Annotated in this window: 12 protein-coding genes, 1 tRNA gene and 1 pseudogene; all 14 read left to right on the top strand. The window is 63.3% G+C overall.

Annotation, left to right across the window (positions count from 1 at the left end; all coding sequences use genetic code 11):
• A pseudogene (locus KVS69_RS16020) lies at window positions 1-123 on the top strand (elongation factor Tu); the annotation flags it as partial.
• Window positions 124-223: 100 nt separating this feature from the next.
• Window positions 224-299 (top strand) — tRNA-Trp (locus tag KVS69_RS16025).
• A gap of 44 nt (window positions 300-343) precedes the next feature.
• On the top strand, window positions 344-748 hold the full coding sequence (gene secE / locus KVS69_RS16030) for a preprotein translocase subunit SecE (protein ID WP_093534574.1): 405 nt from the start codon (window positions 344-346) through the stop codon (window positions 746-748).
• 10 nt (window positions 749-758) lie between these two features.
• Complete coding sequence (nusG, locus tag KVS69_RS16035) at window positions 759-1,319, top strand: transcription termination/antitermination protein NusG (protein ID WP_068849436.1); 561 nt, start codon at window positions 759-761, stop codon at window positions 1,317-1,319.
• Window positions 1,320-1,518: 199 nt separating this feature from the next.
• Complete coding sequence (rplK, locus tag KVS69_RS16040; protein ID WP_068849438.1) at window positions 1,519-1,947, top strand: 50S ribosomal protein L11; 429 nt, start codon at window positions 1,519-1,521, stop codon at window positions 1,945-1,947.
• 4 nt (window positions 1,948-1,951) lie between these two features.
• A complete protein-coding gene (gene rplA / locus KVS69_RS16045) occupies window positions 1,952-2,650 on the top strand; it encodes a 50S ribosomal protein L1 (RefSeq protein ID WP_068849440.1) in 699 nt (232 codons plus the stop codon).
• Between the two features lie 333 nt (window positions 2,651-2,983).
• The gene (rplJ, locus tag KVS69_RS16050; RefSeq protein ID WP_217538918.1) at window positions 2,984-3,511 is read left to right on the top strand and encodes a 50S ribosomal protein L10; all 528 of its coding nucleotides are present in this window, start codon (window positions 2,984-2,986) and stop codon (window positions 3,509-3,511) included.
• 62 nt (window positions 3,512-3,573) lie between these two features.
• Window positions 3,574-3,939, top strand: coding sequence for a 50S ribosomal protein L7/L12 (gene rplL, locus KVS69_RS16055; protein ID WP_184124900.1), 366 nt, complete (start codon window positions 3,574-3,576; stop codon window positions 3,937-3,939).
• Between the two features lie 291 nt (window positions 3,940-4,230).
• A complete protein-coding gene (gene rpoB / locus KVS69_RS16060) occupies window positions 4,231-8,385 on the top strand; it encodes a DNA-directed RNA polymerase subunit beta (RefSeq protein WP_184124902.1) in 4,155 nt (1,384 codons plus the stop codon).
• A gap of 89 nt (window positions 8,386-8,474) precedes the next feature.
• A complete protein-coding gene (gene rpoC / locus KVS69_RS16065; protein WP_217538921.1) occupies window positions 8,475-12,716 on the top strand; it encodes a DNA-directed RNA polymerase subunit beta' in 4,242 nt (1,413 codons plus the stop codon).
• A gap of 297 nt (window positions 12,717-13,013) precedes the next feature.
• A complete protein-coding gene (gene rpsL, locus KVS69_RS16070) occupies window positions 13,014-13,388 on the top strand; it encodes a 30S ribosomal protein S12 (RefSeq protein ID WP_025879344.1) in 375 nt (124 codons plus the stop codon).
• Between the two features lie 12 nt (window positions 13,389-13,400).
• Window positions 13,401-13,868 (top strand): 30S ribosomal protein S7, encoded by a 468-nt coding sequence (gene rpsG / locus KVS69_RS16075; protein WP_068849450.1) that lies wholly within the window; start codon window positions 13,401-13,403, stop codon window positions 13,866-13,868.
• A 136-nt stretch (window positions 13,869-14,004) separates the two neighbouring features.
• Window positions 14,005-16,146, top strand: coding sequence for an elongation factor G (fusA, locus tag KVS69_RS16080; protein WP_184124906.1), 2,142 nt, complete (start codon window positions 14,005-14,007; stop codon window positions 16,144-16,146).
• Window positions 16,147-16,198: 52 nt separating this feature from the next.
• On the top strand, window positions 16,199-16,647 hold a 449-nt coding region (locus tag KVS69_RS16085), incomplete at its 3' end, for a GTP-binding protein (protein ID WP_217538924.1).

Below are 16,647 nucleotides of genomic sequence, written 5' to 3' on the forward strand. Positions count from 1 at the left end.
GACAACGTGAAGATGGTCGTGACCCTGATCAACCCGGTCGCCATGGACGAAGGCCTGCGCTTCGCGATTCGTGAAGGTGGCCGTACCGTCGGCGCCGGCGTGGTCTCCAAGATCATCAAGTAATCTGCACTACCGGCGGCAGCACAGCGCTGCCGGTCTCGCGAACGGCGGGCCGGGAACCTCGGTCCGCCTTCGCCGTCTCAGGGAAGGCAGTTTTTTCAGTACGCCAGTAGCTCAATTGGCAGAGCAGCGGTCTCCAAAACCGCAGGTTGGGGGTTCGAGTCCCTCCTGGCGTGCCACTTCTCCCTTCCAGCGGCCATGCCGCCTCAGCAGCCAGAGCCGGATGAACAGCAAGATCGAGCATTCCAAGGACACCTCCACCGGGGGTGACATCGTCAAATACGCCGCCGCAGTGCTCCTGGCACTTGCGGGTCTTTTTGCGTGGTTCTGGTTCGGCATGCCCGAGCATGCGGCCCAGAATGCCTGGTCCGGTCCCCTGCGTGGCCTGGGTGTCGCCATCGGCCTTGCTGCCGGTTTCGGCGTGTTCATGCTGACCGCCAAGGGTCGTGACACCCGTGAGTTCCTTTCCGAATCCCGCTTCGAGCTGCGCAAGGTGGTCTGGCCGACGCGCCAGGAAGCCATCCGCATGACCTGGGTGGTGATGGTCGTGGTGATCATCCTCAGCCTGCTGCTCGGCGGCTTTGATTTCTTGATTCAGAAAGCGATCCAGTTGTTCCTGGGTCGATAAGGAGAAACCTGTGAAGCGTTGGTATGTCGTTCACGCCTATTCAGGCTTCGAAAAGTCGGTGGCGCAGGACCTGCGCGGCCGCATCGAGCGTAACGAGAAGCAGGAATTCTTCGGTGACGTCCTCGTCCCGACCGAGGAAGTGGTTGAAATGCGTTCCGGCCAGAAGCGCCGTTCCGAGCGCAAGTTCTTCCCCGGTTACGTCCTGGTCCAGATCGAGACGCACGAAGAGAACGGCATTCCCCGGATCGAGAGCGAAAGCTGGCATCTGGTCAAGGAAACGCCCAAGGTGCTGGGCTTCATCGGCGGCACCGCCGATCGTCCGCTGCCGATCGCCGATCACGAGGCCGAGGCCATCTTGAACCGCGTTCAGGAAGGTGTCGAAAAGCCCCGTCCGAAGGTGCTGTTCGAGCCGGGCCAGATGGTCCGCGTCACCGAAGGCCCGTTCAACGACTTCAACGGCGTGGTGGAAGAGGTCAACTACGAGAAGAGCCGCCTGCGCGTCTCGGTGCTGATCTTCGGTCGTGCCACCCCGGTCGAGCTCGAGTTCGGCCAGGTCGAAAAGGCCACCTGATCCGACGGCCGCGCCTGTTCACGCGGCGGCCTGAAAATCTGATATAGTGCGCGGCTTCCTGCCAGGAAGCTGGCAAAAGCAAAGGGCCGCCGCGAGGTGGCCTTCTGCATGAATTCAAAAACGCGATGCCGGGACGCGAGATTCCCGGTCCGATGGGGAGCCTGTGGTCGCAAGGCGCTAGCACCCGGAGAGTATTCACATGGCAAAGAAAGTAATTGGTTACATCAAGCTGCAGGTGAAGGCCGGTCAGGCCAACCCCTCGCCGCCGGTCGGTCCCGCGCTGGGTCAGCGTGGCCTGAACATCATGGAATTCTGCAAGGCCTTCAATGCCGCCACGCAGAAGCTCGAGCCGGGCCTGCCGGTTCCGGTGATCATCACGGCCTATTCGGACCGTACGTTCACCTTCATCACCAAGAGCACCCCGGCCACCACGCTGCTGAAGAAGGCCGCTGGCGTGAGCTCGGGCTCCAAGCGCCCGAACACCGACAAGGTGGGCAAGGTGACCCGCAAGCAGCTGGAAGAGATCGCCAAGGCGAAGGAAGCTGACCTGACGGCCGCCGACCTGGACGCCGCCGTGCGTACGATCGCTGGTTCTGCCCGTTCCATGGGCCTTGTGGTAGAGGGTTAAGAAGATGGCACAGACCAAGCGTGAGAAGGCCATCCAGGCCGCAGTCGTCCCGGGCAAGGCTTACGCCTTCGAGGACGCAATCAAGATCCTGAAGACCGCCACCAAGGCCAAGTTCGTCGAGTCCTTCGACGTCGCCGTGCGCCTGGGCGTGGACGCCAAGAAGTCCGACCAGCAGGTGCGCGGTTCGACCGTGCTGCCGGCCGGTACCGGCAAGAGCGTGCGCGTTGCGGTGTTCGCACCGGCCGGTGCCAAGGCTGACGAAGCCCTGGCCGCTGGCGCCGAAGCCGTCGGCATGGACGACCTGGCCGAGAAGATGCAGGCCGGCGATCTGAACTATGACGTCGTCATCGCCACCCCGGACGCCATGCGCGTCGTGGGTAAGCTGGGCACCGTGCTCGGCCCGCGCGGCCTGATGCCGAACCCGAAGGTCGGCACCGTGTCGGCCAACCCGGGCGAAGCCGTCAAGAACGCCAAGTCGGGTCAGGTGCGTTACCGCACCGACAAGGCCGGCATCATCCACTGCACCATCGGCAAGGCCGACTTCGCCGAAGACGCGCTGAAGTCGAACCTGCAGGCGCTGCTGCTGGACCTGATCAAGGCCAAGCCGGCTACCTCGAAGGGCACCTACCTGCAGAAGGTTTCGGTCAGCTCGACGATGGGCCCGGGCGTCACCGTCGACCAGTCGTCGCTGACCCTGAAGTAATCGTTTGAAGCGGGTACGCGGTTCCGGCCGCGTATCCGTGACATTTGAAGGCAATCCGAACGGGCCCGTCCCGCGACGATAGCCGTCAAAGACCGCAGGGGTGGTGGGCGTAGGCCGGCCGCTTAATCGATTCCCCCGGGGATCACCCTGCGTAGATGGTGCCCTTCTGGAGTTTTCTGGTTCTCGCACGTCTGGGTTCACCCAGGTTGGCCATCCAGGTCTAGAACGGCCCACCCTTGGAACATCGTCCCGATGTTCCCGGCGTCCAGGACGGATGCCGCCCAGGACCGCGCACGGCAGGAGCCGTAAGCGGAGTTCAATTGGAGGAGTGCAATGGCTCTCAATCTGTCCCAGAAGCAAGTAGTAGTGGCCGAGGTCGCGGAAGTCGCTGCCAAGGCTCACTCCTTGATTGCAGCACATTACGCCGGCACCACGGTCGCGCAGATCACCAAGATGCGCGAACAGGCCCGTAAGGAAGGCGTGTTCTTGAAAGTTGTCAAGAACACCCTGGCCGAACGTGCGGTGAAGGGTACTGAATTCGAATCCGCAGGGGCCAAGTTCGTCGGTCCGATGCTGCTCGCGTTCTCGCTCGACGAGCCCGGCGCTGCCGGCCGCGTCATCAAGGAAGCTGCCAAGACCAACGACAAGCTGCAGCCGCAGCTGGTTGTGATCGGTGGCGAAGTGTTCCCGGCAAGCCACGTTGACGTGCTGGCCTCGTTGCCGACCCGCGATCAGGCCCTGGCCATGCTGGCCCGTGTCCTGTGCGAACCGGTCACGATGTTCGCCCGTGCCGTCAAGGCCGTTGGCGAGAAGCAGGAAGGTGGCGCTGTCGCCGCCGAGCCGGCTGCCGAAACCGCCTGAGTCGCTGTTTACGTGGTTCCTGATGGAACCTGAACCCAGAAAATTATCCAAAGGTATTCAAAATGTCCCTTACCACCGACCAGATCGTTGAAGCCATTGCCGCCAAGTCCCTGATGGAAGTCATGGAACTGGTGAAGGCCATCGAAGAAAAGTTCGGCGTTTCCGCCGCTGCCCCGGTTGCCGTTGCCGCTGCTGGCCCGGCTGCTGCCGTTGAAGAACAGACCGAATTCACCGTGTCGCTGAAGAGCGCCGGCGACAAGAAGGTCGACGTCATCAAGGCTGTCCGCGCCATCACCGGCCTGGGCCTGAAGGAAGCCAAGGACCTCACCGAAGCCGGTGGCGTCCTGAAGGAATCGGCTACGAAGGAAGAAGCCGAGAAGATGAAGAAGGACCTGGAAGCTGTCGGCGCGACTGTCGAAGTCAAGTAAGCAGCTCCTTGCGTCGCCATCGAATCACGGCGATGCAGCAAAGGCTGGGGGCGTAAGCCCCCGGCCTTTGGTCGTTATTGCGGTAAGGCCGGATGCATGTCCGGTCCGCGCCAATTCGACCGGTAGATCCGACTGTTAGTCGGATGCTTCACCGGCGACGAGTTGGCAGTTGGAAGTAGCGGGAGAAGGCGTGCTGGTGCCGGCAATACCAGCGACTTCCAACTGACAATTTTCATGTTCCCTTCGGGCCACGCCTCCATGGCGGGGCCCGCACAGCCAAGGTGAGACCCCATGACGTCATATTCGTTCACCGAAAAAAAGCGTATCCGCAAGGATTTCGGCAAGCAGCGCTCGATCCTCGAAGTGCCGTTCCTGCTCGCCATCCAGGTGGATTCCTACCGCGAATTCCTGCAGGAAAACGTGGATCCGGCCAAGCGCCGTGATCTCGGCCTGCACGCGGCCCTGAAGTCGGTGTTCCCGATCGCCAGCTACAGCGGCAACGCTGCGCTGGAATACGTGGGCTACAAGCTGGGCGACCCGGTCTTCGACGAGCGTGAATGCCGCCAGCGTGGCATGAGCTACGGCGCGCCGCTGCGCGTGACCGTGCGCCTGGTGATCTACGACCGCGAGTCGTCCACCAAGGCCATCAAGTACGTGAAGGAGCAGGAGGTCTATCTCGGCGAAATCCCGCTGATGACCGACAACGGCACCTTCATCGTCAACGGCACCGAGCGCGTCATCGTCTCGCAGCTGCACCGTTCGCCGGGCGTGTTCTTCGACCACGACCGTGGCAAGACCCACAGCTCGGGCAAGCTGCTGTACAGCGCCCGCATCATCCCGTACCGCGGCTCCTGGCTGGACTTCGAGTTCGACCCGAAGGACGCGCTGTTCACCCGTATCGACCGTCGCCGCAAGCTGCCGGTGTCGATCCTGCTGCGTGCGCTGGGCTACAGCAACGAAGAGATGCTGGCCGAGTTCTTCGAGATCAACACCTTCCACATCAATCCCGATGAGGGCGTGCAGCTCGAACTGGTCTCCGAGCGCCTGCGCGGCGAGACCCTGAACTTCGACCTGGCCGACGGCGACAAGGTCATCGTCGAAGCCGGCAAGCGCATCACCGCGCGCCACGTGAAGCAGCTGGAAGCCTCGGGCATTGCCGCCCTGGCCGTGCCGGACGATTACATCGTCGGCCGCATCCTGTCCCACGACGTGGTCGACGCGAGCACCGGCGAACTGCTGGCCCAGGCCAACGACGAAATCACCGACGAGCAGCTGCAGGCCTTCCGCAAGGCCGGCGTGGATGCCGTGGGCACCCTGTGGGTGAACGATCTGGATCGTGGCCCGTACCTGTCCAACACCCTGCGCATCGATCCGACCAAGACCCAGCTCGAAGCGCTGGTCGAAATCTATCGCATGATGCGTCCGGGCGAGCCGCCGACCAAGGACGCCGCGCAGAACCTGTTCCACAACCTGTTCTTCACCTTCGAGCGCTACGACCTGTCCACGGTTGGCCGCATGAAGTTCAACCGTCGTGTCGGCCGCAAGGAAGTCACCGGTGAAGCGGTGTTGTACGACCGCAAGTACTTCGGCGAGCGCAACGACGAAGAGTCCAAGCGCCTGGTCGCCGAGCACGGCGACAGCTCCGACATCCTGGACGTGATCAAGGTCCTCACCGAGATCCGCAACGGTCGCGGCGTGGTCGATGACATCGATCACCTGGGCAACCGTCGCGTGCGTTCGGTCGGCGAAATGGCCGAAAACGTGTTCCGCGTGGGCCTGGTCCGCGTCGAGCGCGCGGTCAAGGAGCGCCTGTCGATGGCCGAATCCGAAGGCCTGACCCCGCAGGAACTGATCAACGCCAAGCCGGTTGCCGCAGCCATCAAGGAGTTCTTCGGCTCCTCGCAGCTGTCGCAGTTCATGGATCAGAACAACCCGCTGTCGGAAGTCACCCACAAGCGTCGCGTCTCGGCCCTGGGCCCGGGCGGCCTGACCCGTGAGCGCGCCGGCTTCGAAGTGCGCGACGTGCACCCGACCCACTACGGCCGCGTCTGCACCATCGAAACCCCGGAAGGCCCGAACATCGGCCTGATCAACTCGCTGGCCGTGTACGCCCGCACCAACCAGTACGGCTTCCTGGAAACCCCGTACCGCAAGGTGCACGACGGCAAGGTCTCCGACGAGATCGAGTTCCTGTCGGCCATCGAAGAAAACGAATACGTCATCGCCCAGGCCAACGCCCTGACCGACGCCAAGAGCATGCTCACCGAGCAGTTCGTGCCGTGCCGGTTCCAGGGTGAGTCGCTGCTGAAGCCGCCGGCGGAAGTCCACTTCATGGACGTCTCGCCGATGCAGACCGTGTCGATCGCCGCCGCGCTGGTTCCGTTCCTGGAACACGATGACGCCAACCGTGCACTGATGGGCGCCAACATGCAGCGCCAGGCCGTGCCGACCCTGCGTGCGCAGAAGCCGCTGGTGGGTACCGGTATCGAACGCGCCGTGGCCCGTGACTCGGGTGTGACCGTGAACGCCCGTCGTGGCGGCGAGATCGTGCAGATCGACGCCGGCCGCATCGTGGTCAAGGTCAACGAAGTGGAAATCACCGACGCCAGCGATGCCGGCGTGGATATCTACAACCTGATCAAGTACACCCGTTCCAACCAGAACACCTGCATCAACCAGCGTCCGCTGGTGGAAGTGGGCAACGTGGTGGCGCGTGGCGACGTGCTGGCCGATGGTCCGTCCACCGACATCGGCGAACTGGCCCTGGGCCAGAACATGCTGATCGCCTTCATGCCGTGGAACGGCTACAACTTCGAAGACTCCATCCTGCTCTCCGAGCGCGTGGTGGAAGAAGATCGTTACACCACGATCCACATCGAAGAGCTGACCTGCGTCGCGCGCGACACCAAGCTGGGGCCGGAGGAAATCTCGGCCGACATCCCGAACGTGTCCGAGCAGGCGCTGAACCGCCTGGACGAGTCGGGCGTGGTGTACATCGGTGCCGAAGTGCGCGCCGGCGACATCATGGTCGGCAAGGTCACCCCGAAGGGCGAAAGCCAGCTGACCCCGGAAGAGAAGCTGCTCCGCGCGATCTTCGGTGAGAAGGCGTCGGACGTGAAGGACAGCTCGCTGCGCGTGCCGCCGGGCATGGACGGCACCGTCATCGACGTGCAGGTCTTCACCCGCGACGGCATCGAGAAGGACAAGCGTGCGCGCCAGATCGAGGAAAGCGAGATCAAGCGCGTCAAGAAGGACTTCGACGACCAGTTCCGCATCCTGGAAGGCGCCATCTACGCACGCCTGCGCTCGCAGATCGTGGGCAAGGTCGCCAACGGCGGTGCCAACCTGAAGAAGGGCGACACCATCACCGACGCCTACCTGGACGGCCTGAAGAAGGCTGACTGGTTCGTGCTGCGCATGAAGGACGACGACGCTTCCGAAGCCATCGAACGCGCCCAGAAGCAGATCCAGGCGCACGAGAAGGAGTTCGAGCGTCGCTTCGCCGACAAGCGCGGCAAGATCACCGCCGGCGACGACCTCGCCCCGGGCGTGCTGAAGATGGTCAAGGTGTTCCTGGCCGTGAAGCGCCGCATCCAGCCGGGCGACAAGATGGCAGGCCGCCACGGCAACAAGGGTGTGGTCTCCAACGTGGTGCCGGTCGAGGACATGCCGTACATGGCCTCGGGCGAGACCGTGGATATCGTGCTGAACCCGCTGGGCGTGCCGTCGCGCATGAACATCGGCCAGATCCTGGAAGTGCACCTGGGCTGGGCCGCCAAGGGCCTGGGCCGCAAGATCCAGGGCATGCTCGAGGCACAGGCCGCGATCAACGACCTGCGCAAGTTCCTGGACGACGTGTACAACCACGACAAGACCCAGCATGCCAACCACGTCGACCTGACCCAGTTCAGCGACGAGGAGCTGCTGCGCCTGGCCGGCAACCTCACCGACGGCGTGCCGATGGCTACCCCGGTGTTCGACGGTGCCACCGAAGCTGAAATCAAGCACATGCTTGCCCTGGCTGACCTGCCGCTCAGCGGCCAGACCCAGCTGTATGACGGTCGTACCGGTGAGGCATTCGATCGCCACACCACCGTGGGCTACATGCACTACCTGAAGCTGAACCACCTGGTCGACGACAAGATGCACGCCCGCTCGACCGGTCCGTACTCGCTCGTCACCCAGCAGCCGCTGGGCGGCAAGGCGCAGTTCGGCGGCCAGCGCTTCGGTGAAATGGAAGTCTGGGCGCTGGAAGCCTACGGCGCGGCCTACACCCTGCAGGAAATGCTGACAGTGAAGTCCGATGACGTGCAGGGCCGCAACCAGATGTACAAGAACATCGTCGACGGTGAGCACGAGATGGTCGCGGGCATGCCGGAATCCTTCAACGTGCTCGTGAAGGAAATCCGCTCGCTGGCCATCAACATGGAACTGGAAGACAACTGATCGTGCAGGCGCGGCTGCCCCGGCAGCCGCGCCGCCGGATGTGACCTGACAGCCCCATCGACAAGATTTCCTCCTTTCGGAGAAACACCATGAAAGACCTGCTCAACCTCTTCAACCAGCAGCGCCAGACGCTGGACTTCGACGCGATCAAGATCGCGCTGGCTTCGCCGGACCTGATCCGTTCGTGGTCCTTCGGCGAAGTGAAGAAGCCGGAAACCATCAACTACCGTACCTTCAAGCCGGAGCGTGACGGCCTGTTCTGCGCCGCCATCTTCGGGCCGGTCAAGGACTACGAGTGCCTGTGCGGCAAGTACAAGCGCATGAAGCACCGTGGCGTGGTCTGCGAAAAGTGCGGCACCGAAGTGACCCTGGCCAAGGTGCGCCGCGAGCGCATGGGCCACATCGACCTGGCCTCGCCGGTCGCGCACATCTGGTTCCTCAAGTCGCTGCCGTCGCGCATCGGCCTGATGCTGGACATGACCCTGCGTGACATCGAGCGCGTGCTGTACTTCGAAGCCTACGTGGTGACCGAGCCGGGCCTGACCGCCCTGGAGCGCCGCCAGCTGCTGACCGAAGAACAGTACCTGCAGGCACGCCAGGAACACGGCGACGACTTCGACGCCGCCATGGGCGCCGAGGCCGTGTACGAACTGCTGCGCACCATCGACCTGCAGTCGGAAATGACCCGCCTGCGCGAGGAGATCGCCAGCACCGGTTCGGAAACCAAGCTCAAGCGCCTCACCAAGCGCATCAAGCTGGTCGAAGCCTTCCTGGAATCGGGCAACCGCCCGGAATGGATGGTCATGACCGTGCTGCCGGTGCTGCCGCCGGACCTGCGTCCGCTGGTGCCGCTGGACGGTGGCCGCTTCGCGACCTCCGACCTGAACGACCTGTACCGCCGCGTCATCAACCGCAACAACCGCCTGCGCCGCCTGCTCGAACTGAACGCGCCGGACATCATCGTGCGCAATGAAAAGCGCATGCTGCAGGAATCGGTCGATGCGCTGCTGGACAACGGCCGCCGCGGCCGCGCCATTACCGGCACCAACAAGCGCCCGCTGAAGTCGCTGGCCGACATGATCAAGGGCAAGCAGGGCCGCTTCCGCCAGAACCTGCTGGGCAAGCGCGTCGACTACTCGGGCCGTTCGGTCATCGTGGTCGGTCCGTACCTGCGCCTGCACCAGTGCGGCCTGCCGAAGAAGATGGCGCTTGAGCTGTTCAAGCCGTTCGTGTTCGCCAAGCTGCAGCGTCGTGGCCTGGCCACCACCATCAAGGCCGCCAAGAAGCTGGTCGAGCGCGAAGAAGCCGAAGTCTGGGACATCCTGGAAGAGGTCATCCGCGAACACCCGGTGATGCTGAACCGTGCGCCGACCCTGCACCGCCTGGGCATCCAGGCGTTCGAGCCGGTGCTGATCGAAGGCAAGGCCATCCAGCTGCACCCGCTGGTCTGCACCGCGTTCAACGCCGACTTCGACGGTGACCAGATGGCCGTCCACGTGCCGCTCTCGCTGGAAGCCCAGCTGGAAGCGCGTGCGCTGATGATGTCCACCAACAACATCCTGTCGCCGGCCAACGGCGAGCCGATCATCGTGCCGTCGCAGGACGTGGTGCTGGGTCTGTACTACATGACCCGCGCCCTGGAAAACAAGAAGGGCGAGGGCATGGCCTTCGCCAACATCGCCGAAGTGAAGCGTGCCTATGACAACCGCGTGGTGGAACTGCACGCCAAGGTAAAGGTCCGCATCACCGAAGTGGTGACCGACGAGAACGGCGACAAGCAGAACAAGACCTCGATCGTGGACACCACGATCGGTCGCGCCCTGCTGGCCGAAATCCTGCCGGAAGGCCTGCCGTTCGCGCTGGCCAACACCGAGCTGACCAAGAAGAACATCAGCCGCCTGATCAATTCCAGCTACCGCCAGCTGGGCTTGAAGGACACGGTCGTGTTCGCCGACAAGCTGATGTACACCGGCTTTGCCTACGCAACCCGTGCGGGCGTGTCGATCGGTATCGACGACATGCTGATCCCGGACGAGAAGCGCGGCATCCTCACCGAGGCCGAAGCCGAAGTGCTGGAAATCCAGGAGCAGTACCAGTCGGGCCTGGTCACCGCCGGCGAGCGCTACAACAAGGTGGTCGACATCTGGTCGCGTACCAATGAACGCATCGCCAAGGCGATGATGGACACCATCGGTACCGAGAAGGTGGTCAACGCCAAGGGCGAGACCATCGACCAGAAGTCGATGAATTCGCTGTACATCATGGCCGACTCCGGTGCCCGTGGTTCGCAGGCGCAGATCCGCCAGCTGGCCGGCATGCGTGGCCTGATGGCCCGTCCGGATGGCTCGATCATCGAAACGCCCATCAAGGCGAACTTCCGTGAAGGCCTGAACGTGCAGGAGTACTTCAACTCCACCCACGGTGCCCGTAAGGGTCTGGCCGATACCGCGCTGAAGACCGCCAACTCGGGTTACCTGACCCGTCGTCTGGTGGACGTGGCCCAGGACGTGGTCATCACCGAGGTGGATTGCGGTACCTCCGAAGGCCTGACCATGACCCCGATCGTGGAAGGCGGCGACGTCGTGGAGCCGTTGAAGGACCGCGTGCTGGGTCGTGTCGTGGCCGAGGACGTGTTCCTGCCGGGCAACGACGAAGATCCGATCGTGACCCGCAACACCCTGCTCGACGAAGCCTGGGTGGCCAAGCTGGAAGACGCCGGCGTGCAGAGCATCAAGGTGCGCTCCACGATCAGCTGCGAATCGGCGTTCGGCGTGTGCGGCCACTGCTACGGTCGCGACCTGGCCCGTGGCCACCTGGTCAACATCGGTGAAGCGGTGGGCGTCATCGCCGCGCAGTCGATCGGTGAGCCGGGTACCCAGCTGACCATGCGTACGTTCCACATCGGTGGTGCGGCATCGCGTGCGGCAGCCGTGGACAACATCACGGTCAAGACCACCGGTTCGGTGAAGTTCAACAACCTCAAGTCCGTCGAACACGCCAGCGGTTCGCTGGTGGCGGTCTCGCGCTCGGGTGAAATCTCGGTGCTCGATGCCCACGGCCGTGAGCGTGAGCGTTACAAGCTGCCGTACGGCTCGATGATCGCGTCCAAGGATGGCGATGCAGTGAAGGCTGGCCAGACCGTGGCCAACTGGGATCCGCATAACCACCCGATCGTGTCCGAAGTGGCCGGTTTCATCCGCTTCATCGACTTCATCGACGGCGTCACCGTCATCGAGAAGACCGACGAACTGACCGGCCTGGCCTCGCGCGAAATCACCGACCCGAAGCGTCGTGGCTCGCAGGCCAAGGAGCTGCGCCCGATCGTGCGTATCGTGGATGCCAAGGGCAATGACCTGACCATCCCGAACACCGATCTGCCGGCCCAGTACCTGCTGCCGCCGCGTTCCATCGTCAACCTGCAGGACGGCGCCGCCGTCGGCGTGGGCGACGTGGTCGCCAAGATCCCGCAGGAAGCGTCCAAGACCCGCGACATCACCGGTGGTCTGCCGCGCGTGGCCGATCTGTTCGAAGCGCGCAAGCCGAAGGATCCGGCGATCCTGGCCGAGCGTTCGGGCATCATCAGCTTCGGCAAGGACACCAAGGGCAAGCAGCGCCTGATCATCAAGGACACCGATGGTTCGGAACACGAAGAGCTGATCCCGAAGTACCGCCAGGTGATCGTGTTCGAAGGCGAGCACGTGACCAAGGGCGAAACCATCGTGGACGGCGAGCCGAGCCCGCAGGACATCCTGCGCCTGCTGGGTGTCGAGCCGCTGGCCGCTTACCTGGTCAAGGAAATCCAGGACGTGTACCGCCTGCAGGGCGTGAAGATCAACGACAAGCACATTGAAGTGATCACCCGCCAGATGCTGCGCAAGGTCGAGATCACCGACCAGGGCAGCAGCAAGTTCCTGAATGGCGAGCAGGCCGAGCGCCAGCGCGTCATCGAGGAAAATGCACGCCTGACCACCCGCAACGAGCTGATCGCCCGTTTCGACCCGGTCCTGCTGGGCATCACCAAGGCATCGCTGGCCACCGAATCGTTCATCTCGGCGGCCTCGTTCCAGGAAACCACCCGCGTGCTGACCGAAGCTGCCGTCCGCGGCACCTCGGACAACCTGCGCGGCCTGAAGGAAAACGTCATCGTCGGCCGCCTGATCCCGGCCGGTACCGGCCTGGCGTACCACGCCAACCGTCGTCGCAACGCCTCCGGGCTGACCGAGTCGGAAATGCAGACCCTGTCCGGCGGCGCGCCGGCGGTGGCTGAAGTGGCGCCGGCAGCCCCGGTGGCGGTGGAATCGACCGACGCCGAATCGGCCGCGGACGAGTGATGGATCCGGTCCGGCCTGCTGGCCGGACCACCCTCGGCGGTGGCGCAATCGCCACCGATGGGGTAGGATGCCGGCCGGTCCTCGAAAGGGGGCCGGTTTGACAACCTGAACGGGGGGCATGGAAAAGGCTCCCCTGTAACGGCCCGGGATCAGGGTCGGCTTGGCGTGTGCGCGGTTGACTGCGTTTTCGCCGGGTTGCTACAATCGTCTGTCTCAGCAGGCCGGTTTCTCGCCTGCTCGCACATATCCGCATTCATGGCCTGTTTTTCATCGGGCCTCTCTCAGAAGAACTTACTGATGGCGACGATCAATCAGCTTGTCCGCAAGCCGCGGCAGGCAACCACTTACAAGAGCGCCTCCCCGGCTCTTGAAAAGTGCCCCCAGCGCCGTGGCGTCTGCACGCGCGTGTACACCACCACCCCGAAGAAGCCGAACTCGGCGCTCCGCAAGGTTGCCAAGGTCCGCCTGACCAACCAGGAAGAGGTCATCAGCTACATCGGTGGCGAAGGCCACAACCTGCAGGAGCACTCCGTGGTCCTCATCCGTGGCGGTCGCGTCAAGGACCTGCCGGGTGTGCGTTACCACACCGTGCGTGGCTCGCTGGACGCCTCGGGCGTTGCCAAGCGTCGCCAGGGCCGTTCCAAGTACGGCGCCAAGCGTCCGAAGAGCTAAGGGAAAGTACACATGTCTCGTAAAGGTAATACGCCGCAGCGCTCTGTCCTGCCGGATCCGAAGCACGGAAGTGAAACCATCGCGCGCTTCATCAACATGGTGATGCTGAGCGGCAAGAAGTCGGTCGCTGAAAAGATCGTCTATGGCGCCATGGACGTGATCAGCGAAAAGAACCCGAACTCCATCGAGCTGGTGCAGAAGGCTCTGGACAACGTGGCTCCGTCGGTCGAAGTGAAGTCCCGCCGCGTCGGCGGTGCGACCTACCAGGTGCCGGTCGAAGTGCGTTCGTCGCGCAAGATGGCCCTGGCCATGCGCTGGCTGATCGACTCCGCCCGCAAGCGTGGTGAAAACACCATGCCGAAGAAGCTGGCTGCAGAACTGCTGGATGCCTCGGAAAACCGTGGTGGCGCCATCAAGAAGCGCGAAGAAACCCACCGCATGGCCGAAGCCAACAAGGCCTTCGCCCACTACCGCTGGTGAGTTTGACGGCCTTGTAAAACAGGCACGGCAGCACCATTAAGGTGCTGCCTCGCGGCCCCAGAAGGGCTGCGCCAATCCGAAGGCCGCCGAAAGGCGGCGTTCGGCCATCCGAATTCCAAGAAATTGAGAGGCTCCCGTGGCCCGCACCACTCCCATCGAGCGTTACCGCAATTTCGGCATCATGGCCCACATCGATGCCGGCAAGACCACCACGTCCGAGCGCATCCTGTTCTACACCGGCAAGAGCCACAAGATCGGTGAAGTGCACGACGGCGCCGCCACCATGGACTGGATGGAGCAGGAGCAGGAGCGTGGCATCACGATCCAGTCCGCTGCCACCACCGCGTTCTGGAAGGGCATGGACAAGTCCCTGCCGGAGCACCGCTTCAACATCATCGACACCCCCGGGCACGTCGACTTCACCATCGAAGTGGAGCGCTCGCTGCGCGTGCTCGACGGTGCGGTGTTCGTGCTGTGCGCCGTCGGTGGCGTGCAGCCGCAGTCCGAAACCGTGTGGCGCCAGGCCAACCGGTACAAGGTGCCGCGCATCGCGTTCGTCAACAAGATGGACCGCACCGGCGCCAACTTCACCAAGGTCGTTGGCCAGCTGAAGGCCAAGCTCGGCGCCACCGCCGTGCCGATGCAGCTGCCGATCGGCGCTGAAGAAGGCTTCAAGGGCGTCGTCGACCTGATCAAGATGAAGGCCATCCATTGGGATGAAGCCTCGCAGGGCATGAAGTTCGAGTACCTGGAGATCCCGGCCGAGATGAAGGACGCCGCTGAAGAGGCGCGCACCTTCATGATCGAAGCCGCGGCTGAAGCCAGCGAAGAGCTGATGGAAAAGTACCTGGGCGGCGAAGAGCTGACCGAGGCCGAGATCATCGAAGCCCTGCGCGTGCGCACCCTGGCTACCGACATCGTGCCGATGTACTGCGGCTCGGCGTTCAAGAACAAGGGCGTGCAGGCCATGCTGGACGGCGTGGTGCAGCTGCTGCCGTCGCCGATCGACGTGCCGGACGTGACCGGTACCGACGTCGATGACGAAACCGTTGCGCTGAGCCGCAAGTCCGACGACAAGGCACCGTTCTCGGCGCTGGCCTTCAAGATCATCACCGACCCGTTCGTGGGCGCGCTGACCTTCTTCCGTGTCTACTCGGGCACGCTGAACGCCGGCGACCAGCTGCTGAACTCGGTGAAGGGCAAGAAGGAGCGCATCGGCCGCATCCTGCAGATGCACTCCAACGATCGCGAAGAGATCAAGGAAGTGCTGGCCGGTGACATCGCCGCCGCCGTGGGCCTGAAGGACACCACCACCGGTGACACCCTGTGCTCGCAGGAGCACCCGATCATCCTGGAGCGCATGGTGTTCCCGGAGCCGGTCATCTCGATGGCCGTCGAACCGAAGACCAAGTCGGACCAGGAAAAGATGGGCCTGGCCCTGGGCCGTCTGGCGCAGGAAGATCCGTCGTTCCGCGTCAAGACCGACGAAGAATCCGGCCAGACCATCATCTCGGGCATGGGCGAGCTGCACCTGGACATCATCGTTGACCGCATGAAGCGCGAATTCAACGTTGAAGCCAACGTCGGCAAGCCGCAGGTGGCCTACCGCGAAACCATCCAGCTGGCCGACGTGAAGTCGGATTACAAGCACGCCAAGCAGTCCGGTGGTAAGGGTCAGTACGGTCACGTCGTGATCGAGCTGTCGCCGATCACCGCTGAAGACCGTGCCGATCCGAAGATCGCGCCGAACATCAAGGACGATTTCCTGTTCGTCAACGACATCACCGGTGGCGTGATTCCGAAGGAATTCATCCCGTCGATCGAAAAGGGCCTGCGCGAAACCATCACCAGCGGTCCGCTGGCTGGCTTCCCGGTCGTGGACGTGAAGGTGAAGCTGGTATTCGGCTCCTACCATGACGTCGACTCCTCGGAAATGGCGTTCAAGCTGGCGTCGTCGATGGCCTTCAAGCAGGGCTTCGCCAAGGCCAAGCCGGTCCTGCTCGAGCCGATCATGAAGGTCGAGATCGTGACCCCGGAGGATTACCAGGGTGACGTGATGGGCGACGTGAGCCGTCGTCGTGGCGTGCTGCAGGGTTCGAGCACCACCGGTGACGGTTCGGCCAGCATCATCAACGCGATGATCCCGCTGGGTGAAATGTTCGGTTACGCCACCTCGCTGCGTTCGCAGACCCAGGGTCGCGCAACGTTCACGATGGAATTCGACCACTACGAGCCGGCGCCGAGCAACATCGCCGACACCGTGATCAAGAAGTCCTGAGCATAAGCTCAGGATTTCATCTCCCTCTTTCTGATATCCAAGGTATACAACAATGGCAAAGGGTAAGTTCGAGCGCACCAAGCCGCACGTCAACGTCGGCACCATCGGTCACGTCGACCACGGCAAGACCACGCTGACTGCTGCGCTGACCAAGATCGGCGCAGAGCGCTTCGGTGGCGAATTCAAGGATTACTCCGCGATCGACGCCGCGCCGGAAGAAAAGGCACGTGGCATCACGATCTCGACCGCACACGTCGAATACGAATCCACCGAGCGTCACTACGCCCACGTCGATTGCCCGGGCCATGCTGACTACGTCAAGAACATGATCACCGGTGCTGCCCAGATGGACGGCGCGATCCTGGTCTGTTCGGCTGCTGACGGCCCGATGCCGCAGACCCGCGAGCACATCCTGCTGTCGCGTCAGGTCGGCGTGCCGTACATCGTCGTGTTCCTGAACAAGGCCGACATGGTGGACGACGCCGAGCTGCTGGAACTGGT

It is taken from the genome of Stenotrophomonas sp. GbtcB23, from assembly GCF_019091045.1.
GTDB lineage: Bacteria > Pseudomonadota > Gammaproteobacteria > Xanthomonadales > Xanthomonadaceae > Stenotrophomonas > Stenotrophomonas rhizophila_A.

Coding starts and splice junctions, on each gene's coding strand:
- secE (WP_093534574.1), top strand. CDS start 344: ATGAACAGCAAGATCGAGCATTCCAAGGACACCTCCACCGGGGGTGAC.
- rplK (WP_068849438.1), top strand. CDS start 1,519: ATGGCAAAGAAAGTAATTGGTTACATCAAGCTGCAGGTGAAGGCCGGT.
- rplA (WP_068849440.1), top strand. CDS start 1,952: ATGGCACAGACCAAGCGTGAGAAGGCCATCCAGGCCGCAGTCGTCCCG.
- rplJ (WP_217538918.1), top strand. CDS start 2,984: ATGGCTCTCAATCTGTCCCAGAAGCAAGTAGTAGTGGCCGAGGTCGCG.
- rplL (WP_184124900.1), top strand. CDS start 3,574: ATGTCCCTTACCACCGACCAGATCGTTGAAGCCATTGCCGCCAAGTCC.
- rpoB (WP_184124902.1), top strand. CDS start 4,231: ATGACGTCATATTCGTTCACCGAAAAAAAGCGTATCCGCAAGGATTTC.
- rpoC (WP_217538921.1), top strand. CDS start 8,475: ATGAAAGACCTGCTCAACCTCTTCAACCAGCAGCGCCAGACGCTGGAC.
- rpsL (WP_025879344.1), top strand. CDS start 13,014: ATGGCGACGATCAATCAGCTTGTCCGCAAGCCGCGGCAGGCAACCACT.
- rpsG (WP_068849450.1), top strand. CDS start 13,401: ATGTCTCGTAAAGGTAATACGCCGCAGCGCTCTGTCCTGCCGGATCCG.